Origin of the sequence: Stenotrophomonas sp. ZAC14D2_NAIMI4_6, from assembly GCF_003086875.1 — a bacterium.
In the GTDB taxonomy this organism is placed as follows: Bacteria; Pseudomonadota; Gammaproteobacteria; order Xanthomonadales; family Xanthomonadaceae; genus Stenotrophomonas.
The window spans coordinates 3382718-3404790 of sequence record NZ_CP025996.1 but is presented as its reverse complement, the minus strand read 5'-3'; the positions used below and the strand labels follow the sequence as shown (position 1 = coordinate 3404790).

Genomic DNA, 22073 nt, shown 5'->3' with positions numbered 1-22073 from the left:
CATGTTGGCTCGTATCGCTTCCCCCCTGGCCCTTGGCCTCGGCCTGGCCCTTCTGGCCGGCTGTGCAGGCAAGCCGGAGGCTGCCGCACGCCGGCAGGGTGAAGCCGTACCGGTCACCGCGCAGGTGGTGCAGCCCACGCAGTGGAACGACACGCTGCAGGCGCTGGGCACGGCCAAGGCGCGCGAATCGATCAGTGTGACCGCCAAGGTCAGCGAGATCGTGGACCGCGTGCATTTCGAAAGCGGCCAGCAGGTGGCCGCCGGTGCGCCCATCGTCACCCTGCGCGGCCAGGCCCAGCAGGCTGCGCTCAGCCAGGCCCAGGCCACGTTTGCCGAAGCCGACCAGCTGTACAAGCGCCAGCGTGAACTGGCCACCCAGCGCCTGGTGTCCAGTGCCACGCTGGACACGCAGAAAGCGATCCGCGATGCGGCCGAAGCGCGCGTGGCGGAAATGCAGTCGGAAATCGGTGACCGCCGCGTGCGCGCACCGTTTGCCGGCGTGCTCGGCATCCGCCAGGTCAGCCCCGGCTCGCTGGTCACGCCCACCACGGTCATCGCCACGCTGGATGACATCGAGCGCATGCACGTCGATTTCCAGGTGCCGGAAGTGGAGCTGGCCGCGCTGTCCACGGGTGACAAGGTCAGCGCCACCAGCGTGGCCTGGCCCGGCCGCACCTTCGAAGGCGAGGTGAGCACCATCGATGCGCGCATCGATCCGGCCACCCGTGCGGTGACCGTGCGCGCCGATTTTGCCAATGCCGACCACGCGCTGCGTCCCGGCATGCTGCTGGATGTGCGCCTGTTCCGCCCCGAGCGCCCGGCACTGGTGGTGCCGGAAATCGCGGTGGTGCAGGTCGGGCGCGATTCGTATGTGTACCGCCTGAAGAGCGACGACACGGTGGAACGTGCCGACGTGGTGATCGGTGCGCGCCGCTCGGGCGTGGTGGAAATCCGCCAGGGCCTGGAGCCTGGGCAGCGCATCGTGGTTGATGGCACCGGCAAGCTGCGCCCGGGTCTGAAGGTGGCGGCATCCAACGCGGCCGCCGCCAACGATGCGCAGGCGCCGTCTGAAACCACCCCGGCCGCCGCCGAGGGCCAGGGCGGATGAAGCTTTCGGACATCTCCATCCAGCGGCCGGTGTTTGCCGTGGTGATGAGCCTGCTGCTGCTGGTGCTGGGCATCATGTCCTTCACTCGCCTGACCCTGCGCGAACTGCCGGCCATCGATCCGCCCATCGTCTCGGTGTCGGTGGATTACACCGGCGCGTCGGCGGCGGTCATCGAAAGCCGCATCACCCAGGTGCTGGAAGACGCGCTGGCCGGTATCGAAGGTATCGACACCATCAACGCGCGCAGCACCAACGGGCGCTCACAGGTCAGCATCGAATTCACCTCCAACCGCGATATCGAAGCGGCCGCCAACGACGTGCGCGATGCGGTAAGCCGGGTGGCCGACCGCATGCCCGAAGAGGCGCGCCCGCCGGAAATCGCCAAGGTGGAAAGCGATGCCGATCCGATCATCTGGTTCAACATGTCCTCCACCACCATGGACACGCTGGAACTGAGTGATTACGCCGACCGCTACGTGGTTGATCGCTTTTCCAGCCTGGACGGCGTGGCCCAGGTGCGTATTGGTGGCCGCCAGCGCTATGCCATGCGCATCTGGCTGGACCGCGACCAGTTGGCCGCGCGCGGGCTGACCACGGGCGATGTGGAAACCGCCCTGCGCAACGAGAACGTGGAACTGCCTGCTGGCCGCATTGAATCGGCCGACCGCGATTTCACCCTGCGCGTGGAGCGCAACTACGTCAAACCCGAAGACTTCGCCACCATCCCGCTGGGCAAGGGCGCCGACGGCTACGTGGTGCGCATGGGCGACGTGGCCAAGATCGAACTGGCCTCGGCCGAACGCCGCGCCTATTTCCGCAGCAACGGCGAACCGGGCGTGGGCCTGGGCATCGTCAAAACCTCCACTGCCAACTCGCTGGACGTGGCCCGCGCCGCGCGCGCTGAAGCAGAAAAGGTCGCCGCCACGCTGCCTGAAGGCACGCAGATCGTGGTCACCTTCGACAACACCACCTTCATCGAAGCGGCGGTGGACCGCGTCTACGCCACGCTGGTGGAAGCGATGCTGCTGGTGCTGGCGGTCATCTGGCTGTTCCTGGGCAGCTTCCGTGCCGCATTGATTCCGGCGGTGACGGTGCCGGTGTGTCTGGTCGCAGCGTTCATTGCGCTGTACGCCTTCGATTTCTCGATCAACCTGCTCACTCTGCTGGCGCTGGTGCTGTGTATCGGTCTGGTGGTGGACGATGCGATCGTGGTGGTGGAAAACGTGCAGCGCCGCATCGACCTGGGCGAACCACCGCTGGTGGCGTCCAAGCGCGGCACCACCCAGGTCGCCTTCGCGGTCATCGCCACCACCGCTGTGCTGGTGGCCGTGTTCCTGCCGGTGGGCTTCCTGGAAGGCAATACCGGGCGCCTGTTCCGTGAACTGGCGGTGGCGCTGGCCGCGGCGGTGGCGCTGTCGGCGTTCGTGGCCCTCACGCTTACCCCGATGATGGCTTCCAAGCTGCTGAAGCCGCATACCGGGCAGGCACCGCGCGGCCTGCATGGCTTCATCAACCGCAACCTGGACCGCCTGGCCGCCGGCTATGGTCGCGTGCTGGATCATCACGTGGATCGCACCTGGATCTACCTGGTGGTGATGGCCGCTGCGCTGCTGGCCACCTGGGGGCTGATGAAGATCCTGCCCTCGGAACTGGCACCGGCCGAAGACCGCGGTTCGTTCCAGATCATGATCGACGGCCCCGAAGGCGCCGGCTACGACTACACCGTGCAGCAGGTGCAGCAGGTGGAAGCGCTGCTGGCCCCGCACGTGGGCGCCGACAAGACCATCGCCCGTGCCAACCCGCGCGTGCCCGGCGGCTTCGGTGCCAGCGAGGAAATGCACACCGGCCGCGTAAGCGTGTTCCTGCAGCCGTGGCGCCAGCGCAGCGAAAACACCGTGGACGTGGCCAACGAACTGCAGAAGGAACTGGACACCCTGCGTGGCGTGCGCGTGCGTACCCAGGTCGGTGGCGGCCTGGTGCGCAGTGGCGGGCAGCCGTTCCAGATCGTGCTGGGCGGGCCGGAATACGCGGAAATCGCCCAGTGGCGCGACCGCATCCTGCTGCGCATGGCCGACAACCCCGGTCTGGTCGGCCCCGATTCGGACTACAAGGAAACCCGCCCGCAGATGCGGGTGAACATCGACCGCCAGCGTGCGGCCGACCTGGGTGTGCCGGTCACCGCCATTGGTTCGGCGCTGGAAACCATGATGGGTTCGCGCCGCGTCACCACCTTCGTTGACAACGGCGAAGAGTACGACGTGCTGGTGCAGGCCGGCCGCGAGGGCCGCGCCAGCCCGGCCGACCTGGCCGCGATCCGCGTGCGCGCCAACTCCGGCGAACTGGTGCCGCTGTCCAACCTGGTCACGCTGAGCGAAGTGGCCGAAGCGGGCACGCTGAACCGCTTCAACCGCCTGCGCTCGATCACCATCAGCGCCGGCCTGGCGCCGGGCTACCCGCTGGGTGAAGCCATCGCCTGGGCGCAGCAGGTCAGCCGCGAAGAACTGCCGCAGTACGCGCAGATCAACTGGAAGGGCGAATCGCGCGAATACCAGAGCGCCGGCGGCGCGGTGCTGCTCACCTTCGCCATGGCCCTGCTGGTGGTGTACCTGGTGCTGGCCGCGCAGTTTGAAAGCTTCATCCATCCGCTCACCATCATGCTGACCGTGCCACTGGGCGTGCTCGGCGCGCTCGTCGGCCTGTGGGTGAGCGGCGGCACGTTGAACCTGTTCAGTCAGATCGGCATCGTGATGCTGGTCGGCCTGGCCGCGAAGAACGGCATCCTGATCGTGGAATTCGCCAACCAGCTGCGCGATGACGGGCGCACCGTGCGGCAGGCCATCATCGAATCGGCCATGGTGCGCCTGCGCCCGATCCTGATGACCTCGATCGCCACCGTGGTCGGTGCCATTCCGCTGGTGGTGGCCGGTGGCCCCGGCTCGGCCAGCCGTGGCACCATCGGCATCGTGATCATCTTCGGCGTCACCCTGTCCACCTTCCTGTCACTGTTCGTGGTGCCGGCGTTCTATGCGCGCCTGGCCCCGTACACCCGTTCGCCGGAAGCGGTGAAGCGCGAACTGGAGAAGCAGGAAGCCGAATCGCCCTCGGTCGGCGGCCATGCCTGACCGGCACGCCGACGGGGTGCCGGACGGGGTCGGATCCCTTTCCCAACGGGAAAGGGCTCTGACCCCATGCCTGGAAGGGCAAGGTTTCGTTCTGCGCCCCTGGCACCCCAACGACCTGGAATCGCTGCTGCAGCACGCCAACGACCCCGAGGTATCGCGCGGCCTGCGCGACCGCTTCCCGTACCCGTACACCCGCGACGACGGCCTGGCCTTCCTGGCCGGCCGCGTGCTGGCGGCCAGCACGCTGAACCTGGCCATTGAAATCGACGGCCAGGCCTGCGGCAGCGTGGGCGCCCAGCCGGGCAGCGCAGAACGCGGGCACAGTGCCGAATTGGGGTATTGGCTGGGCAGGGCGCATTGGGGGCAGGGCGTGATGACCCGCGTGGTGGCCCTGTTCGCGCCCTGGGTGATGGACGAGCTGCGCCTGTTCAGACTGCAGGCCGAAGTCCTGGATTTCAACGAAGGCTCGGCCCGCGTGCTGCTGGCCAACGGTTTCAGCGAAGAGGGCACGGCCCGCTGCGCGGTCTACAAGCGCGGCCAACTGCACGACCTGCGCCGTTTCGCCCGGGTGCGCAGCCAGCTGCCCTGAACGGCCAGGGGGCACCGTCTGGTGGGTGCGAACCTTGGTTCGCACCGCTCTAGCCGCTGCGCTCGCCGCGCACGGCCCGGCGCTACCGATTCCGCCGCGGGTAGCGCCGGGCCATGCCCGGCGGATTGCTTCTGCCGCTATCGCCCCGGTCCGCGATCAGGGAGAATCGGTGCCGTCCCTTCCAGCCGACGGGACGTCCCCCAACCCGCCGACTGGAGAGAGCGCGCGTGGAAGCAACCGTACATTTCATCAACAGCATCATCTGGAGCAAGGCACTGATCGTGGTGTGCCTGGGCGCCGGCCTGTTCTTCAGCCTGCGCACGCGCTTCATGCAGCTGCGCGGCTTCTTCGAGATGTGCCGCCTGACCGTGAAGGGTGAGAAATCCGACGCCGGCGTGTCGTCCTTCCAGGCCCTGGCCATGTCCATGGCCGGCCGCATGGGCATCGGCAACATCGCCGGCGTGGCCACCGCCATCGCCTTCGGCGGCCCCGGTGCGATCTTCTGGATGTGGGTGATGGGCTTCCTCGGCGCGTCCACCTCGTACGTGGAATGCACCCTGGCGCAGATCTACAAGACCAAGGACGCCGAAGGCCGCTACCGCGGTGGCCCGGCCTACTACATCGAAAAGGCGATGGGCCTGAAGTGGTACGCCCTGGCCTTCGCCGGTGCCACGATCATCGCGGCCGGCTTCCTGATGCCGGGCGTGCAGGCCAATGCCATCGCTGACAGCGTCATCAACGCCTGCCGTGGCACCGCGCTGTGCGGTCCGCTGGATGGCCAGGCCTTCGGCATGGACCAGGTGCAGGCGCTGAAGCTGGGCATCGGCATCGTGGTAGCCCTGCTGCTGGGCGTGGTCATCTTCGGTGGCGTCAAGCGCATCGCCAACTTCGCCGAAGTGGTGGTGCCGTTCATGGCCGCCGGCTTCATCCTGATGGCCATCGTCATCATGATCATCAACGCCGACCGCGTGCCGGAAATGTTCGGCATCATCTTCGACAGCGCCTTCGGTACTCATGCGGCGTTCGGCGCCATGATGGGCCTGGCCATCGAGTGGGGCATCAAGCGCGGCATCTACGCCAACGAAGCCGGCCAGGGTTCGGGCCCGCACGCCGCGGCGGCCTCGGAAGTCTCGCACCCGGCCAAGCAGGGCTACGTGCAGGCCTTCGCCATCTACTTCGACACCATGATGGTGTGCACCGCCACCGCCTTCCTGATCCTGGCCAGCGGCACCTACAACGTCTATTCGCCGGTGGAAGGCGCCGCCCCGATCTTCCAGGGCCTGGCCGGCATTCCCGAAGGCGCCGGCTATGCGCAGGCGGGCGTGGAAGCGGTGCTGCCGGGCTGGGGTTCGGCCTTCGTGTCCATCGCCATCTTCTTCTTCGCCTTCACCACCATCATGGCGTACTACTACATGGCCGAGACCAACCTCAGCTATGTGAACCACAACAAGAAGCGCCCGCTCACCGTGCTGGTGCTGCGCCTGGGCATCCTGGCCATGGTCGTGTTCGGTGCCTTCCACAACGCCACCCTGGCCTGGGCGCTGGGTGACATCGGCGTGGGCCTGATGGCCTGGCTGAACATCATCGCCATCCTCATCATCCAGAAGCCGGCCATGCTGGCCCTGCGTGACTACGAACGACAGAAGAAGCTGGGCCTGGATCCGGTGTTCGACCCCGATGCACTGGGGATCAAGAACGCCGATTTCTGGCGCCAGCGCAAGCAGGAGACCGTGTAAGTGAACAACCCCTGGAACAACCGCCGCCCGTCCGCCCGTCCGCCGCGTGCCACTCCGTTGCCGCGCCCGGAAGGGCAGGGCAGCGGCGGTGGTGCAGGCGCCGGTGGGCGTGGTAATGACGAACTGCGCCTGTACGGCCTGAATGCCGTGCTGGCCGCGTTCGAAGCCCGCCCGCAGGCACTGCGCAAGCTGTACCTGCTGGAGGCGCGTATTCCGCGCCTGCAGCCGCTGTTGAAGTGGTGCGTGGCCAACCGCGTGGGCTACCGCGTGGTGGAAGACGGCGATCTGAACAAGCTGGCCGGCACCACCCACCACGAAGGCGTGGTCGCCGACGTGCTGCGCGCACCCGCGCTGGAATTGGCGCAGTGGCTGCAGCAGGTGGGTGATGGCCCGGCGCTGGCACTGTGGCTGGATGGCGTGGGCAACCCGCACAACCTGGGCGCGATCCTGCGTTCGGCCGCGCACTTCGGGGTGAAGGCGCTGCTGCTGCCGGCCGGCAGCACGCTGGCCCTGTCCGGCGCCGCCGCGCGCGTGGCCGAAGGCGGTGCCGAAGCCGTACCGCTGGTGCAGTTGCCCGACGATGCGCAGGCCATGGCGCAGCTGCGTGCGGCCGGTTTCGGCCTGGCCGCCACCCTGGTGGACGGCGGCGAAGACGTGTTCCGTGCGAGCCTGCCGTCGCGCCTGGTGTACGTGATGGGCGCCGAAGGCGAGGGCATGGACCGCGAACTGGCCGGTCTGTGCGACCAGCAGGTGTCGATTCCGGGCAGCGGCGCGGTGGAAAGCCTGAATGTCGCATCCGCCACGGCAGTGCTGCTGGCGCAGTGGGCCAGCCGTCGCGGTTGACCGCTGATGGGGTCGGGGCCCGCGCAGGCCCTCTGTGATCGGGGTCGGATCCCTCGCCACAGGCGAGGGCTCTGACCCCAAGGCTGCAGACTTGCCCCACACGCCAATGCGTCAAGCACGCATGACGATTTGAAATTTTCCTTATTGGTCCGCTGTTCCTGGCGACGCAGGGTGGAAGTCCATCCCACGTTGTCCAGGAGTGGCTGTCATGCATCACCCGCGTTCTACCCTTGCCGTTGCCCTGCTGCTGGCCTGCACGCTGCACAGCGCCAGTGTGCTGGCCCAGCAACACAGCCTGGAAGGCGTCAACTTCACCGGCCCGCTGATCACCCCCAATCCCGCCGGCATGGCGGCCGGGCACTGGTACATCGAACCCTATCTGGTGCGCGTGGACAGCACGGCGTACTTCGACGACAGCGGCGATCGCCACCGCAGCAATGAACGCAGCGGCGCCTGGGCGGTGGTGGTGCCCATTGCCTACGGCTTCAGTGAACGGGTCACCGGCCAGGTCAACCTGAGCGCCTCGCGCGCCGAATCGGGCAGCACCCACAGTAGCGGCTTCCGCGCCGGCGATACCACCGCGCGCCTGCAGTACCTGCTGCAGGCCCCCAGTGCCGATGGCACTACCCCGGCCGTTTCGCTGGCGCTGGTGCAGCGCTTCAGCACCGGCAGCCACGACCGCATCACCGGCAATGCGCTGGATGCGCAGGGCGATGGCGTGCAGCGCACCACCCTGGCGCTGGGCGTGCAGAAGGTGGAATGGATGGCCAACGACAGGCCGCTGCGCTGGCGCGCGCAGTTCAGTGCCGGCCCTGCACCGTCGCGCACGGCCATTTCCGGCGCCAGCGTGTATGGCACTGAACGTGGCTTCCAGGGCCACATCGCGCGAGGCTCGGTGCTGGGCCTGTCGGTCGGTGCCGAGTACAGCTTCAATTCGCGCTGGGTCGGGGTCATGGAGTTCGCGGCCAGCCGCGAATCGGGCCAGCGCCTGACCGGCTTTGCACCCGGCGCCGATGGTCAGGTGCGGCGCATCGACGAGCGTCGCCCGGCCAGCCGCAACCTCACCCTGGCGCCGGCGGTGGAGTACCACTTCAGCCCCTCGCTGGGGCTGATCGCCGGCGTGGAAGTGACCGTGGCCGGGCGCAACAGCGGCCGCATCATCAGCCCCCAGGTCGCCCTGGGCATGTTCTTCTAAGGGGGCACGCCATGACTGTCGAATCCATCGTCAACAGCGTGCTGGGCGTGGTCTGGAGCCCGCTGCTGGTGATGCTGTGCCTGCTGGCCGGGCTGTACTTCAGCATCCGCACCCGTTTCATCCAGCTGCGCGCGCTGCCGGACATGCTGCGCCTGATGTTCCGCCATGAACGTTCCGACGCAGGCGTGTCGCCGTTCCAGGCCTTGTCGTTGTCGCTGTCCAGCCGGGTGGGCGTGGGCAACATCGCCGGTGTGGCCATGGCCATCGCGTTCGGCGGCCCGGGGGCCATCTTCTGGATGTGGATCGTGGCGTTCCTGGGCGCATCCAGCGCCTTCATCGAATCCACCCTGGCGCAGATCTACAAGGACCGCGACGGCAAGGGCCAGTACCGCGGTGGGCCGGCGTACTACATCGAAAAGGGCCTGGGCCAGCGCTGGTATGCGGTGCTGTTCGCGGTGGTCACGGTGATGGCCGGGGCGATGCTGGCCGGTACCCAGTCCAACGCCATCACCAGCGCGGTGAACGAAGCCTGGAACGTGCCGGTGGCCGCGACCACGGGCGTACTGCTGGTGGTGCTGGCCGTGGTGCTGTTCGGCGGCGTGCGCCGCATTGCGCGCGTGGCCGAATGGGTAGTGCCGATCATGGCCGTGGCCTATCTGGGCGTGACCGCCGTGGTCATGGTCATCAATGCGGACAAGCTGCCCGAGGTCATCCTGCTGGTGGTGCGCAGCGCCTTCGGTGTGGATGCGGCCTTCGGCGCGATGATCGGCACGGCCATCCAGTGGGGCGTGCGCCGTGGCGTGCTGTCCAACGAAGCGGGCATGGGCAGTGGCGCGCATCCGGCCGCTGCCGCAGAGGTGTCCCATCCGGTGAAGCAAGGCCTGGTGCAGTCGTTCTCGGTCTACATCGACACCTTGGTGGTGTGCAGCGCTACCGCCTTCCTGATCCTGTCCACCGGCCTGTACAACGTGTACGACCCAGCGGTGAACGGCATTCCCGATGAGGCGCGGCTGCTGCTGGGCAATCTGCCGGGCGTGGAGGCCGGGCCGCGCTTCGTACAGCACGCGGTGGAATCGGCATTGCCTGGCTTCGGTCGCTCGTTCGTGGCGCTGGCGATTCTGCCGTTCGCGTTCACCACCATCCTGGCGCTGTACTACATGGCCGAAACCAACGTCAGCTACCTGTGCCGCGACCGCCCCAGCCCGTGGGTGATGGGGGTGTTCCAACTGTTGTTCCTGGCCGCCACCGGCTATTCGGCCATGAACAGCGCCACCGTGGCCTGGTCGCTGGGCGATATCGGCGTGGGCATGATGAGCTGGTTGAACATCATCGCCATCGTACTGCTGCAGAAGCCCGCGCTGGCCGCCCTTCGCGATTACGAGCTGCAGAAGCGCAACAAGCGCGATCCGTTGTTCAACCCGCAGAAGATCGGCGTACGCAACACGCGGGTCTGGGAAGGCTGATCCCACGCAATCGCTTGGTAGGTGCGAACCTTGGTTCGCACGGCTGTTGCCGCGGTGATCGCCGGGCATGGCCCGGCGCTACCGTCGGGCCATGCTCTTGCCTGGTGGGTGCGAACCTTGGTTCGCACCGCTCTTGCCCCGGCGCTACCGCATCACTCGTTCGGCGGAACCGTCGCCTTGGCCTCACTGCCAAAGCTGCCATCGGCTTCGGCGGCCAGGTACGCGAACACGGTGTACGCGGCCACGTTCTGCGCCAGCGCCTTCGGGTCGATCTTGTCCAGGGTGTCGTCGGCGGTGTGGTGCAGGTGGAAATAGTCCGACCCATCCTGTGCCAGCCACGCCCATGCGCCGCCCTTGGCCGCCAGCGGGCCCACGTCCGGGCCCGGGCCGCCCTTGTCGGCCTGGTACTCGATGCCCAGCGGCTTCATCACCTCGGCAATCTGCTTGGTCGCCTCGCGCGACCCTTCCGGGTTCGGCGAACCGGTGTTGAACGCATAGATGCGCCCGGCACCGAAGTCGCTCTCGGCAGCCAGCTGGTGCAGGGTCACGTCCTTGGCGTGTGCTTCGGCATAGGCCTTGCCGCCGTACAGACCCTGTTCCTCGTTGGCGAAGGCGATCACCCGGATCGTGCGCTTGGGTGCCTGCTTCAGCTGGCCGATCAGATGGCCGGCGGCCATGGTGATGCCCACGCCGGCGCCATCATCCACCGCGCCGGTACCCAGGTCCCACGAATCCAGATGGCCGCCAATCACCACCACTTCCTTGGGCAGGCTGCGCCCGGTGATCTCACCGATCACGTTGTACGAGGTGGCCGTGCCATCCCAGCCGCAGTCCAGCGCCACCTTCACCGTGGTGCTGCCACGGGCCAGCAGGCGGGCCAGCTGGTCGGCATCGGGCACCGACAGCGCGGCCGACGGCACCGGGGTCAGGCCATCGTCGAAGCGGGTGATGCCGGTGTGCGGCACGCGGTGCGAATCGGTACCGGCCGAGCGCATCAGGAAGCCCACCGCACCCTTGCGGATGGCCTCGGACGGGCCCTTGCTGCGGATCGCGCCACCACGGCCGTAGTCGCGGCCATCGCGGAACGGCAGCATCTGGTAATCGACGAAGGCGATCTTGCCCTTCAGCGAACCGGCAGGCGCAGCCTGCAGGGCGGCCAGGTCGGCAAAGCGCACCACCTCGGCTTCCACGGTGCCGCCGGGGCTGCCGCCCAGCGCGGTGATCTGCAGCGGCTGCGGGTTCTTGCCGGTCACCGCGGCGTGTTCACTGCGGCGTTCCCACTTGGGGAAGGTCACCGGTTCCTTCCAGACCTTGTCGAAGCCCAATGCCTTGAACTTGGCTTCGGCCCAGGCCACGGCGCGGGCATCGGCCTCGCTGCCGGCAATACGCGGGCCGATTTCGGTGGTCAGCGATTCGACCACCTTCCAGCCGGTGTCATCGGCCAGCGCCTGGTCGCGCAGCTGCGCGGCCGTGGCCAGCGAGGCCGGGGGCAGGGTGGTGGTGCGGGGCGCCGCAAACGCAGGCGCGGCCAACAGGGCGAGGGACGATGCGATGGCAAGAATGCGGCGACGCATGGACAGCTCCGGGAAGGGTGTAAGCCTTGGAGCTTAACAGTCGTTCAGCGCCGCGCATGGGTGGGAGGTCATGCCGGGGCTGAATGCTGTTTTCCGGCCATGAGCGGCAAAGCGAAAGCCCCGCCGGGGCGGGGCTTTCGTGCTGTCGTAGAGTCGAGCTTGCTCGACTGCTTTGGAAGGGCCAGTCGAGCAAGCTTGACTCTACTGAAGAGCGAAGTCGAGCAAGCTCGACTCTACGGGCGGGCGGGGCGCGCACCGGCGCCCGGCACGTTATTTCTTCAGGCTGTCGCGGATTTCGCGCAGCAGCAGCACGTCTTCCGGCGTGGCGGCCGGGGCGGCTTCCTTCTTGCGCGACAGGCGGTTGATCACCTTGATCACCAGGAAGATGGCGAAGGCCACGATGACGAACTGCACCAGCGTGTTGAGGAAATCGCCGTAGCCGATCACCACCGCCGGAATCTCCTTGCCATCCGGGCCGATGCTGGCCGGTGAAAGCACCCACGCCAGGTCAGAGAAATCCACCTTGCCGATCAGCATGCCCAGCGGCGGCATGATGATTTTTTCCACCAGCGCGGTGACGATCTTGCCGAAGGCTGCGCCAATCACCACGCCCACGGCGAGGTCGATGACGTTGCCGCGCATCGCAAATTCCTTGAACTCGGTAAGCATTCCCATTGTTGTTCTTCTCCAGAGGGCGAGGGGACAGGGCGCAGGGTAACGCAGCAGATGTCAGCCAGCGATGACGCCGTGGCGCTCGGCCACGTTTTCCAGGCGTGCGCTGAAACGGTCGCCCGGCTTCAGTGCGGCCACGCCCGACGGCGTGCCCATGAACACCAGATCGCCGGCGCGCAGCTGCCACAGCTTGGACAACTCATGCAGGATTTCCGGCACGTTCCAGATCATCTGGTCCAGCAGCGATTGCTGGCGCACTTCGCCGTTCACTTCCAGCGAAAGATTCAGGGCGGCCAGATCACCCACTTCGCCGGCATGCACGATCTCGCTGATCGGCGCGGAGGCATCAAAGCCCTTGGCCGAATCCCACGGGTGGCCCTTTTCCTTGGCGGCGGCCTGCAGGTCGCGGCGGGTCAGGTCCAGGCCCACGGCATAGCCGTACACCAGTGCGTCGGCATCGGCCACGGCCAGCTCACCGGCCGGTGCATCGCGGCCGATCGCCACCACCAGCTCCACCTCGTGGTGCAGGTTGGCGGTGGCCGGCGGGTAGGGAATCACATCGTCGTGGCCGACCACGATGGCATCGGCCGGCTTGGTGAAGAACATCGGCCGGCCGCGATCATCGGCGGCCGGCACTGCGGCACCCATTTCGCGTGCGTGGTCGGCGAAGTTGCGGCCCACGCAGTACACGCGGTGCACGGGGAAGCTGCCACCGCCCACCACGGGAACGCGGGGCACGGCGGGGGCGGCAATCACATCGGAAACATCGGACATGCGGACATCCAGGAAGGGCGTGCCCGCAGTCTAGAACTTAACGCTACCCGCCGTCAGCGGGTGCCAGCCTTCAACGCGGCGAGGACAGCGCCGATTTACGCACCACGCGGTACTCACCTTCCACCACGTTGGGGTCGGCGGCACTGCCGACGCTGGCCGGCTTGCGCGAGGCCAGCAGCTTCCACGCCAGCCCGATCAGGATCATCGCTGCGCCCACGAACACGCCCACGAACACCATGGCGGCCAGGATGGCCAGGCCCAGCAGGCCCACGGCAATGCGCACCAGCGGGTTACGCGGCTTGCGCGGCGCGAACAGGGTACGGAAGTGGTGGACGGCGGATGCGCGAGTAAACATGGCGGCTCGATAGGCTGAAATCAGCGAACCGCCAGTATCCGGAGGCGCCACTGTCATTGAGTGAAAAAGTCGTTAAATATAGCCCCGGCTTATTACCAATCAATGACTTGTGTTCATGTGAGAGCCAGTGACCTGAGCGCGCGTGCGACAATGGCGCTTTACGTTCGAGCCTTCGCCATGACGACCCCCGCTGCCGCCCTCATTGCTCTGGAAGCCCTTGCTGATGGGGCCTTTGCCGAGGTTGAAGCGCTGGTGGACGGCGATGCCGAATCGGTGGTGCTGTATCGGGACGGCAGCCAGGTGCGCGCCTTCCTGAACATCTGCCCGCATGCCGGCCGCCGCCTGGACTGGGCGCCGGGGCAGTTCCTGAAAAGCCGCGAAGGCCATCTGGTGTGCGCCGCGCATGGCGCATCGTTCGCGCTGGACAGCGGCGATTGCGTGGCGGGCCCGTGCAAGGGCGATCGCCTGCGCGCAGTGCCGGTGGATGTGCGCGACGGGCAGGTTTACCTGGCCTGAGGCCAGGTCCGGGGTCGGAGCCAGTCGAGCATGGCTCGACTCTACAAAAGCTGTGTCGACCAAGGTCGACACCTACCAGAGCTGTGTGCGACCTCAGGTCCGGGGTCGGATCCAGTCGAGCATGGCTCGACTCTACAAAAGCTGTGTCGACCAAGGTCGACACCTACCAGAGCCGGGTGCGACCTCAGGTCCGGGGTCGGATCCTTTTTCTGTAGGAAAACGGCTCTGACCCCATCGGGCCGGAAGCAGTCGAGCATGGCTCGACTCTACAAAAGCTGTGTCGACCAAGGTCGACACCTACCGGAGCCGGCTGCGGCCTCAGGTCCGGGGTCGGATCCGTTTTCCGCAGGATAACGGATCCGACCCCATCGGGCCGGCAGCAGTCGAGCATGGCTCGACCCTACAAAATCCGTGTCGACCAAGGTCGACACCCACCAGAGCCGGGTGCGACCTCAGAACATCAGGTTGATCATCAGCACCACCACACAGGTGTAGATCAGTGACAGCGGTCCGCCCACGCGCCACATCTCGCGCGGGGTGTAGTTGGCCGGGCCGGTGATCATCGAAATGACCGGGTTGGAGGCCGTCATCAGGTTGTTGGACGCCGACAGCGCCACGATCAGCGCGAACGCGGTCGGGTTGCCGCCGGCCGCCAGTGCCAGGTTCACCGCAATGGGCACCATCACGATGGTCGCGCCCACATGGCTGATCACCAGCGAGAACGCGGTCGTCAGCAGTGCCAGTGCCACTTCCAGCACCCACAGCGGAATGCCGGTGGGCAGCTTGTCGATGGTGTGCCCGGCCACCCATGCGGCGGCACCACTGGAATCCATCGCCCAGCCCAGTGGAATCAGGCCGGCCATCATGAACACTGTCTTCCAGTTAATCGAGGCATAGGCCTCGTCCATGCGCAGCACGCCGGTCAGCAGCATGCCGGCCACGCCGGTCATCAGGGTCAGCGCCACCGGCAGCTTGCTGGTCAGCGCGATCAGGATGGTCAGCGCGAAGATCGCCATGGCGATCTTGAACTTGTGCGGGCGCTGTTCGCCGGTGGGGTAATCGGTCACCACCACGAAGTCGCGGCTGCGCGCGGCCTGCGCCAGGTCGGTCCAGATGCTGTGGAAGACCAGCATGTCTCCGGCGCGCAACTGCACATCGCGCACGTCCTCGCGGATCACCTGCTTGTCGCGGTTGATCGCCAGCAGGCTGATGCCGCGTTCCTTGCGCAGGCGCAGATCGGCCGCGCTTTTGCCGATCACGTTCGAGGTGGGCGGCACCACCGCTTCGGAAATACCGGCGCGGCTGGGGTTGAACAGGTCGCCCAGGTGCTTCAGGCGCGAGGACATGCGCAGGAACTGGTTCTGCGCGAAATCGTTGATCTGCGCGCGCGGGCCCATCGCGCCCAGCACGCTGCCCACCCAGATGCGCATTTCCGCCGGCGGCGCCAGGCGGGTGTCATTGCCGGTTTTCAGCGCCAGCAGCAGCGGTGCGTCGTGCAGGTTCTCGGCCTCGCCCAGGGTCATGCCCACCAGCGGGCTCTCGGCGGTCACCACCAGCTCGAAGACATCGCCTTCAATGCCGTAGGTCTTGGCAAAGTAGCTTTCGGTGCGCGCCGGGGTCACCCCGTCGTTCACCAGGTTCTCTTCCTCGATCAGCTTGCGGTCGCCGTAATAGCGGAAGTACAGCAGCGACGCCACCAGCAGGGCCACGCCGATCGGCAACGGCGCGAACATGCGCAGCGGCTCGATGGTGGCCAGGCCGGAGGGAAGATTGTTGTTGGCCGAGGCCAGCAGATCGTTCAGCAGGATCAGCGGCGAATTGCCGACCATGGTCAGCGCGCCGCCCATCACGATCGCCGCGGAAATGGGCAGCAGCAGGCGCTGCAGGGTCAGCCCGGTGCGCGCGGCCAGGCGCGAGGCCACCGGCAGGTACAAGGCCATCACCGAGGGGTTCTGCATGAACGAGGAGTTCAAGCCGGCAATGGCGGTGGTCATCATCAGCAGCCGCTGCTCCACGCCGTGTCCGCGCCGCAGCAGCCACGCCGCCAGCCGGTTCAGCGCGCCGGTGCGGTCCAGGCCCGCGCCCAGGATGGTGGTGGCGATGATGCTCATCACCGCGTTACCGGAAAAGCCCCCGAAGATTTCTTCGGGGGCGATCAGGCCGGTCACGCCCAGCACCACCAGCACCACCAGCGCCACCACGTCGGCGCGGATGCGCTCGAACAGGAACATCGCCATCGTGAAACCAACCAGCCCGAGCACGAGCTTCATGTCGTTGGTCAGCGTCAGCGCGGTATCCATGTGGGGCGCAGGTTCCTCGGTGGGCGGTCAGGTGCGGTCGTACAGCAGATCCCAGACGCCGTGGCCCAGCTTCTGGCCGCGGGTCTCGAAATGGGTCTGCGGGCGCCAGTCCGGTCGCGGCACGCTGCCACGCGGGCCGGCACGGTTCACCAGCCCGGCGGTGGCGTCCAGCACGTCCCACATCTGCTCGGCGTAGTCTTCCCAGTCGGTGGCGCAGTGCAGGCGGCCACCCGGGCGCAGCTTGCGCACGATCAGCTCGGCGAACGCCGGCTGCAGCAGGCGGCGCTTGTTGTGGCGCTTCTTGTGCCACGGGTCGGGGAAGTAGATGCGCACTTCGTCCAGCGCGCCGTCGGCAATCTCGTTCTGCAGCACTTCCACCGCATCGTGGTGGTACAGGCGCACGTGGTCGGCATTGTCATCGGCCAGCGCGTTCAGCAGGCGGCCCACGCCGGGGGCGTGCACTTCAATGCCGATGTAATCGCGCGACGGATCGTGCTGGGCGGCGAAGCGCATGGCCGCACCGTTGCCGAAGCCGATTTCCAGCACCTTGTGCGCCGGGCGGCCGAAGGTGGCGTCCAGGTCGCGCGGCTGGCCGTTGTAGTCGATGCCGAAGCGCGGCCAGCGTTCGTCGAACGCGCGCTGCTGGGCGGGGGTGAAGCGGCCCTGGCGCAGCACGAAGCTGCGCACCTCGCGGCGGCCTTCGCTCACGGTGAAGGGCTTGGGCGGGGCCTTGGAACCGGCGCTGTCGAAGGGATTGGTCATCAGCCGATCACCCCTTCCACCGGCGAAGACGCACTGGCATAGCGCTTGCGCGGAATGCGCCCGGCCAGGAAGGCCTCGCGGCCGGCTTCCACGGCCTTGCGCATGGCGCTGGCCATCAGCACCGGGTTGCGCGCGCCGGCAATGGCGGTGTTCATCAGCACGCCGTCGCAGCCCAGTTCCATGGCAATGGCCGCATCGGAGGCGGTGCCCACGCCGGCGTCGACAATGATCGGCACCTTGGCGTCTTCGATGATCTGCAGCAGGTTGTACTTGTTCTGGATACCCAGGCCCGAACCGATCGGCGCGGCCAGCGGCATCACCGCCGCGCAGCCGATCTCTTCCAGGCGCTTGGCCAGGATCGGGTCGTCGGAGGTATAGACCATCACCTCGAAGCCATCCTTCACCAGCTGCTCGGCCGCCTTCAGGGTCTGCACCACGTCCGGGTACAGGGTCTTCTGGTCGCCCAGCACTTCCAGTTTGGTCAGGTTGTGGCCGTCCAGCAGCTCGCGCGCCAGGCGGCAGGTGCGCACGGCGTCTTCGGCGGTATAGCAGCCGGCGGTGTTGGGCAGGATGGTGAAGCGGTCCGGCGGCAGCACGTCCAGCAGGTTCGGTTCACCGGGGTTCTGCCCGATGTTGGTGCGGCGGATGGCCACGGTGACGATCTGGGCGCCAGCGGCCTCGGTGGCCAGGCGGGTTTCCTGCAGATCCTTGAACTTGCCGGTGCCGGTGAGCAGCCGCGAGCCGTAGGTCTTGCCGGCGATCACCAGCGAATCGGGGGAGACATGAACGTTCATGCCGCGATTATCGCCTATCCGCCTGAAGATGGGGTCACGCCGGGAGCAGGGTCGGATCCCTTTGCCAGCGGCAAAGGGCTCTGAGCCGTGGAGCGATGCGTGGGGTCAGAGCCCTGCGCGGTGCGAAGGGATCCGACCCCTTGGCCTCAACCACCGCCCAGGGCGTGCACGATCTCCACCACGTCGCCTTCGGCCAGGGCGTGTTCGCCATGGCGGCTGCGGCTGACGATCTGGCCGTTTACTTCCACCGCCACCCGCCGCTGCAGCAGCTGCTCGGCGGCAAGCAGATCGTGGACGGTGGCCGGGGCGGGCAGGGTGCGGGGTTCGCCGTTGAGCTGAATGTTCATGCCCGGCATTGTCGCTTATGGCCAGGTTGGATCGGAACCGTTGCAAATCTGTCGCAACGCCACCTCCGGCACAGTTGTTCCGGGGTGGTCCGGGCGACAATTCATGCGGCGGCGCAGCGTGAGCAATCGGCGGTACGGTGAAACCATTCACCGTGCGCCGGCGTACGTGTGCCGGGTCCCCAACATTTTCCCCCAGGAGTTTTTACATGCTGCTCAGCAAACGCCCGATCCGCTCCCTCATGGCGGCCGCGATCGCGCTGGCCGCGCTGCCGGCCATGGCAGGCGAATCCGCATTCAACAGCACCGTCTTCTTCGGTGACAGCCTGACCGACAGCGGTTACTACCGTCCGCTGCTGCCGGCCGATGCGCGCCCGGTGGCGGGCCAGTTCACCACCAACCCGGGTTGGGTGTGGGCGCAGTTCGTGGCCGACTACTACGGCACCAACGCCACCCCGAACGGTCTGGGCCAGAGCGGCGACAACTACGCCGTGGGCGGCGCCCGCGTGGGCACCGACCTGACCCAGCCGGCCTTCGGCAACGTGCCGGTGCCGTCGCTGAAGACCCAGACCGCCACCTACCTGGCGGCCAACGGCGGCAAGGCCGACCCGAATGCGCTGTACACCGTGTGGGGCGGCGCCAACGATCTGTTCGCCATCACCACCCCGACCCAGGCCCCGGCCGTCATCGGCGCGGCAGTGACCGACCAGATCGGCATCGTGGCCTCGCTGAAGCAGGCCGGCGCCGAGTACGTGATGGTGCCGAACCTGCCCGACGTGGGCATCACCCCGGGGTTCATCGACCGCGGCGCCGCTGGCCAGGCCCTGGGCACCTCGCTGTCCAACGCCTACAACAGCGCCCTGTACGGCGGCCTGAAGCAGGCGGGCATCGACTTCATTCCGCTCGATACCTACACCCTGCTGCACGAAATCATCGCCAACCCGGGCATGTACGGTTTCAGCAATGTCACCGGCCGCGCCTGTCTGGTGGCCTCGTCGCTGACCTGCAGCCCGCTGGCCTACGCGCGCCCGGACGCAGCCAGCACCTACCTGTTCGCCGATGATGTGCACCCGACCAGCGCTGCCCACCAGATGCTGGGCCAGTACGCCATTTCCATCCTGGAAGGCCCGCGCCTGCAGCAGGTGCTGAGCCATTCGGCGCAGACCATCGGCCGTTCGCGTGCCGACCAGGTCAGCCTGCACCAGAGCGGTCGTCCGGCCGATGGCCTGTCGTGGTGGGGCGGCCTGCGTGGTGACATGCAGCGCTACGACCACGCCGACGTGTACGACGGCATGGCCCCGGCCGGCCTGGCCGGTATCGACTGGGCGCGTGACGGCATGGTGGTGGGCGGCTTCGCCGGCTTCGGCCGCATGGACGCCGACTTCGGCAACAACCGTGGCGACTTCACCCAGAAGGACACCACCGCCGGTCTGTTCGCCGGCTGGTACGGCGAGCGCGTGTGGGTGAACGGCCAGGTCAGCTACACCTGGTTGTCCTACGACGTGAACCGCAAGGTGCAGCTGGGCCCGGCCACCCGCGAACACGGCGGCTCGCCGGACGGCAGCAACCTGACCGCGGCGCTGAACGCCGGCTACGAATTCGGCACCGAAGGCGGCTTCCGCCATGGCCCGATCGCTTCGGTCATCTGGCAGAAGGTGAAGATCGACGGTTACACCGAAAGCGCCACCGCCAACACCCTGGCCACCGGCCTGGGCTACGGCCAGCAGGATGTCGATTCCACCGTGGGCCGTATCGGCTGGCAGGCCCGTTTCGACGGCGGTGCCGTCAAGCCGTACGCGCAGCTGACCTACGACCACGAGTTCGAAGACACCAAGCAGGCCAGCGCCTGGGTGCAGAGCCTGCCGGACGTGGGCATGTACCGTGTGCCGGGCATGAACTTCGACAAGAACTATGCCACCGCCATCCTGGGCGCGCGCATGGAACTGTTCGGCCTGCAGAGCAACGTGGGCATCAGCGCCACCACGCTGCAGAAGCGTGCAATGGACGCCACGCTGTTCGCCAGCTTCAGCGGCAGCTTCTGATGCAACGCGGGGTCAGAGCCCTTTCCTCATGGAAAGGGATCTGACCCCATTGCGCCGGGGTCGGATCCGTTTCCGCCCGGAAACGGCTCTGACCCCATCGCGGCGGCCACCATTGCGCAATACAGGCCGCTGCGCATAAGATTCCCCCCTGCAATGCGGGCGTAGCTCAATGGTAGAGCTGTAGCTTCCCAAGCTACTGACGTGGGTTCGATTCCCATCGCCCGCTCCAGCATTCCAAACCCCGGTAACGGTCAGCCCGTTGCCGGGGTTTTTTTCAGGGCTGGGCTGCAGATGCCATCAGCTCGCCTTTCTCCAGATGCAACACGCGCGAGGCATACTCGGCAGCCTTGGGGTCGTGGGTGACCATCACCAGCGTTTTGCCGTATTCATGATTCAGCTGCTGCAGCAGCTCCATGATCTCTACGGCTGACTGCCGGTCAAGATCACCGGTGGGCTCATCGCAGATCAGAAAGTCGGGGTCGGTCACAATCGCCCGCGCGATGGCCACACGCTGCTGCTGGCCCCCTGACAATTCCGATGGGCGGTGGCGCGCACGGTCGGCAAGCCCGACCAGCTCCAGCGCAATCGCGGCGCGTCGACGCCGTTCCGCACCGGGAAGTGGCGTGAGCCGAAGCGGCAGTTCCACATTCTGCAAGGCGGTCAAGCTGGGCATCAGATTGTAGAACTGGAAAACGAAACCAACGCTGCGGCTGCGCCACGCCGCCAACTGGCTGCTCCCCAGTTGGTCAACGCGGGTGCCATCAACAAGAATGCTTCCGGCGCTGGGTTCATCTACGCCGCTCATCAGGTTCAATAGTGTGGTCTTGCCTGATCCAGAGGGTCCCATCAGGGCCACGAACTCACCGGCGCGTACCACCAGGTCAATGGCCTGCAGTACCTGGATGTGTTGATTGCCACGCTGGTAGGACTTGCTGACGCCGGAAAGCGAAATGGTGCAGGACATGTTGGCTCCAGTAGCCTTGGCGGAAGTCACGAGGACGACGGCGTGGCAGTGGCGGGAGTCGACTGCAGTGCCCTGCCTTGGAAACTGACACGGGCGGCCATATCGGGCAGGATGCGCGGGTCGTGTGTGTCCAGGCCGATCCGGGCGCGCACGGTTGCCTTGCCCCGGTCAGCCGTGGGGATGATGGCGATGACGTTCCCCGCCAGGTCCAGTTCGGGGTAGGCGTTCAGCCGGATTAGGGCTGGCATTCCAGCTGCGATCCGGCTGATGTAGGCCTCGCCAACATCCACTTCGATTTCCAGCGAGTGCATGTCCACGATGGTTGCGATGCCCGTGCGGGTGAAGCCGCTGGCTGCGCTGGGCGAAATGATCTCGCCTACCTGTGCAGCCTTGGAGGTGACAACGCCAGCGAAGGGCGCGCGGATGACGGTCTGCTCCAGCAGTACCTGCGCCGCCTCGACCTGTGCTTTGCTGGCCTCGGCCGTGCTCCGCTGGGCGGCAAGTTGCGCACGCAGGCTTGCCACCTTGGCCAGTGCCTGTTCGGCATCCTGATGGGCCAGCAGCTTACGATCTGCAAGCTCGATGGCGCGTTGGGCATCGCGTTGAGCCTGATCGAGCTGCGTCTGGTACTGCTGCGCCAGCTTCGTGGCCGCGGCGTACTGGCGTGCTGCTATGTCCCGCGATGCACGGGCGGACCGTCCATCCAATCGGGCCAGTATCTGGCCGGTCTCGACCTCCTCCCCCTCTTCGAAGAGCACTTCGGTCACCATGCCGATGGTCTGTGCCGACACAGTGGCGGTACGACGCGCCACGACATAGCCGCTGGCGTCCAGGCCCATGGATGACGGATCTGCGGCAGGGAGGGAAGGGAGCGTAGTGACCGCGGCGCGGTTGCGATCGAAGGAGGTTGAAGGGGGGCT

Annotated in this window: 19 protein-coding genes and 1 tRNA gene; 10 read left to right on the top strand and 10 right to left on the bottom strand. The window is 66.9% G+C overall.

Features of this window, described 5'->3' with window-relative positions; all coding sequences use genetic code 11:
- The first annotated feature begins 1 nt into the window (after position 1).
- The 7 genes from C1933_RS15625 (at position 2) to C1933_RS15595 (ending at position 10056) form a co-directional block, all read left to right on the top strand.
- Positions 2–1108 (top strand): efflux RND transporter periplasmic adaptor subunit, encoded by a 1107-nt coding sequence (locus C1933_RS15625; protein ID WP_108753988.1) that lies wholly within the window; start codon positions 2–4, stop codon positions 1106–1108.
- A complete protein-coding gene (locus tag C1933_RS15620; protein WP_108753987.1) occupies positions 1105–4230 on the top strand; it encodes an efflux RND transporter permease subunit in 3126 nt (1041 codons plus the stop codon). Before C1933_RS15625 ends, C1933_RS15620 begins: the two co-directional genes overlap by 4 nt.
- Positions 4223–4819: a GNAT family protein gene (locus tag C1933_RS15615; protein ID WP_108753986.1), complete on the top strand. Its 597-nt coding sequence runs from the start codon at positions 4223–4225 to the stop codon at positions 4817–4819. The genes C1933_RS15620 and C1933_RS15615 overlap by 8 nt, the downstream gene beginning before the upstream one ends.
- A gap of 227 nt (positions 4820–5046) precedes the next feature.
- Entirely contained in the window at positions 5047–6555 is a 1509-nt protein-coding gene (locus tag C1933_RS15610) for an alanine/glycine:cation symporter family protein (protein ID WP_108753985.1), read from the top strand.
- Positions 6556–7398 carry a TrmH family RNA methyltransferase gene (locus C1933_RS15605; RefSeq protein ID WP_108753984.1) on the top strand — a complete coding sequence of 281 codons (843 nt, stop codon included), beginning with the start codon at positions 6556–6558 and terminating at the stop codon, positions 7396–7398. It abuts the gene before it with no gap.
- A gap of 208 nt (positions 7399–7606) precedes the next feature.
- Positions 7607–8593 carry a hypothetical protein gene (locus C1933_RS15600; RefSeq protein WP_108753983.1) on the top strand — a complete coding sequence of 329 codons (987 nt, stop codon included), beginning with the start codon at positions 7607–7609 and terminating at the stop codon, positions 8591–8593.
- Positions 8594–8604: 11 nt separating this feature from the next.
- Positions 8605–10056, top strand: coding sequence for an alanine/glycine:cation symporter family protein (locus tag C1933_RS15595; protein ID WP_108753982.1), 1452 nt, complete (start codon positions 8605–8607; stop codon positions 10054–10056).
- A 152-nt stretch (positions 10057–10208) separates the two neighbouring features.
- On the opposite strand, the gene C1933_RS15590 is transcribed toward C1933_RS15595, so the two are convergent.
- The 4 genes from C1933_RS15590 to C1933_RS15575 all read right to left on the bottom strand — a co-directional run bounded on the left by C1933_RS15590 (position 10209) and on the right by C1933_RS15575 (position 13431).
- Complete coding sequence (locus tag C1933_RS15590; RefSeq protein ID WP_108753981.1) at positions 10209–11630, bottom strand: M28 family peptidase; 1422 nt, start codon at positions 11628–11630, stop codon at positions 10209–10211.
- A 270-nt stretch (positions 11631–11900) separates the two neighbouring features.
- Complete coding sequence (mscL, locus tag C1933_RS15585; RefSeq protein ID WP_108753980.1) at positions 11901–12305, bottom strand: large-conductance mechanosensitive channel protein MscL; 405 nt, start codon at positions 12303–12305, stop codon at positions 11901–11903.
- 54 nt (positions 12306–12359) lie between these two features.
- Positions 12360–13076: a fumarylacetoacetate hydrolase family protein gene (locus C1933_RS15580; RefSeq protein ID WP_108750915.1), complete on the bottom strand. Its 717-nt coding sequence runs from the start codon at positions 13074–13076 to the stop codon at positions 12360–12362.
- A 70-nt stretch (positions 13077–13146) separates the two neighbouring features.
- The gene (locus C1933_RS15575; RefSeq protein WP_108753979.1) at positions 13147–13431 is read right to left on the bottom strand and encodes a hypothetical protein; all 285 of its coding nucleotides are present in this window, start codon (positions 13429–13431) and stop codon (positions 13147–13149) included.
- A 177-nt stretch (positions 13432–13608) separates the two neighbouring features.
- On the opposite strand from C1933_RS15575, the gene C1933_RS15570 reads away from it, so the two are divergent.
- Positions 13609–13947 carry a Rieske (2Fe-2S) protein gene (locus C1933_RS15570; RefSeq protein ID WP_108750913.1) on the top strand — a complete coding sequence of 113 codons (339 nt, stop codon included), beginning with the start codon at positions 13609–13611 and terminating at the stop codon, positions 13945–13947.
- 452 nt (positions 13948–14399) lie between these two features.
- Here the strand turns inward: C1933_RS15570 and C1933_RS15565 are convergent, their stop codons facing one another.
- The 4 genes from C1933_RS15565 to thiS form a co-directional block, all read right to left on the bottom strand.
- Positions 14400–16247 carry an SLC13 family permease gene (locus C1933_RS15565; RefSeq protein ID WP_108753978.1) on the bottom strand — a complete coding sequence of 616 codons (1848 nt, stop codon included), beginning with the start codon at positions 16245–16247 and terminating at the stop codon, positions 14400–14402.
- Positions 16248–16274: 27 nt separating this feature from the next.
- On the bottom strand, positions 16275–17009 hold the full coding sequence (gene trmB / locus C1933_RS15560; protein WP_006387461.1) for a tRNA (guanosine(46)-N7)-methyltransferase TrmB: 735 nt from the start codon (positions 17007–17009) through the stop codon (positions 16275–16277).
- Positions 17009–17803, bottom strand: coding sequence for a thiazole synthase (locus tag C1933_RS15555; RefSeq protein WP_108750910.1), 795 nt, complete (start codon positions 17801–17803; stop codon positions 17009–17011). The genes trmB and C1933_RS15555 overlap by 1 nt, the downstream gene beginning before the upstream one ends.
- 146 nt (positions 17804–17949) lie before the next feature.
- A complete protein-coding gene (gene thiS / locus C1933_RS15550) occupies positions 17950–18150 on the bottom strand; it encodes a sulfur carrier protein ThiS (RefSeq protein ID WP_108753977.1) in 201 nt (66 codons plus the stop codon).
- 206 nt (positions 18151–18356) lie between these two features.
- Between thiS and C1933_RS15545 the strand changes: the two genes are divergently transcribed.
- A complete protein-coding gene (locus tag C1933_RS15545) occupies positions 18357–20189 on the top strand; it encodes an autotransporter domain-containing protein (RefSeq protein ID WP_108753976.1) in 1833 nt (610 codons plus the stop codon).
- A 155-nt stretch (positions 20190–20344) separates the two neighbouring features.
- A tRNA-Gly gene (locus tag C1933_RS15540) sits at positions 20345–20418 on the top strand.
- Between the two features lie 45 nt (positions 20419–20463).
- On the opposite strand, the gene C1933_RS15535 is transcribed toward C1933_RS15540, so the two are convergent.
- Positions 20464–21153 (bottom strand): ABC transporter ATP-binding protein, encoded by a 690-nt coding sequence (locus C1933_RS15535; protein ID WP_108753975.1) that lies wholly within the window; start codon positions 21151–21153, stop codon positions 20464–20466.
- A 26-nt stretch (positions 21154–21179) separates the two neighbouring features.
- On the bottom strand, positions 21180–21992 hold the full coding sequence (locus C1933_RS15530) for an efflux RND transporter periplasmic adaptor subunit (RefSeq protein ID WP_159094008.1): 813 nt from the start codon (positions 21990–21992) through the stop codon (positions 21180–21182).
- Between the last annotated feature and the right edge of the window lie 81 nt (positions 21993–22073).

Coding starts and splice junctions, on each gene's coding strand:
- C1933_RS15595 (WP_108753982.1), top strand. CDS start 8,605: ATGACTGTCGAATCCATCGTCAACAGCGTGCTGGGCGTGGTCTGGAGC.
- C1933_RS15620 (WP_108753987.1), top strand. CDS start 1,105: ATGAAGCTTTCGGACATCTCCATCCAGCGGCCGGTGTTTGCCGTGGTG.
- C1933_RS15565 (WP_108753978.1), bottom strand. CDS start 16,247: ATGGATACCGCGCTGACGCTGACCAACGACATGAAGCTCGTGCTCGGG.
- C1933_RS15535 (WP_108753975.1), bottom strand. CDS start 21,153: ATGTCCTGCACCATTTCGCTTTCCGGCGTCAGCAAGTCCTACCAGCGT.
- C1933_RS15625 (WP_108753988.1), top strand. CDS start 2: ATGTTGGCTCGTATCGCTTCCCCCCTGGCCCTTGGCCTCGGCCTGGCC.
- C1933_RS15545 (WP_108753976.1), top strand. CDS start 18,357: ATGCTGCTCAGCAAACGCCCGATCCGCTCCCTCATGGCGGCCGCGATC.
- C1933_RS15570 (WP_108750913.1), top strand. CDS start 13,609: ATGACGACCCCCGCTGCCGCCCTCATTGCTCTGGAAGCCCTTGCTGAT.
- C1933_RS15590 (WP_108753981.1), bottom strand. CDS start 11,630: ATGCGTCGCCGCATTCTTGCCATCGCATCGTCCCTCGCCCTGTTGGCC.
- C1933_RS15575 (WP_108753979.1), bottom strand. CDS start 13,431: ATGTTTACTCGCGCATCCGCCGTCCACCACTTCCGTACCCTGTTCGCG.
- C1933_RS15555 (WP_108750910.1), bottom strand. CDS start 17,803: ATGAACGTTCATGTCTCCCCCGATTCGCTGGTGATCGCCGGCAAGACC.
- mscL (WP_108753980.1), bottom strand. CDS start 12,305: ATGGGAATGCTTACCGAGTTCAAGGAATTTGCGATGCGCGGCAACGTC.
- thiS (WP_108753977.1), bottom strand. CDS start 18,150: ATGAACATTCAGCTCAACGGCGAACCCCGCACCCTGCCCGCCCCGGCC.
- C1933_RS15530 (WP_159094008.1), bottom strand. CDS start 21,992: ATGGGCCTGGACGCCAGCGGCTATGTCGTGGCGCGTCGTACCGCCACT.
- C1933_RS15615 (WP_108753986.1), top strand. CDS start 4,223: ATGCCTGACCGGCACGCCGACGGGGTGCCGGACGGGGTCGGATCCCTT.
- trmB (WP_006387461.1), bottom strand. CDS start 17,009: ATGACCAATCCCTTCGACAGCGCCGGTTCCAAGGCCCCGCCCAAGCCC.
- C1933_RS15580 (WP_108750915.1), bottom strand. CDS start 13,076: ATGTCCGATGTTTCCGATGTGATTGCCGCCCCCGCCGTGCCCCGCGTT.
- C1933_RS15600 (WP_108753983.1), top strand. CDS start 7,607: ATGCATCACCCGCGTTCTACCCTTGCCGTTGCCCTGCTGCTGGCCTGC.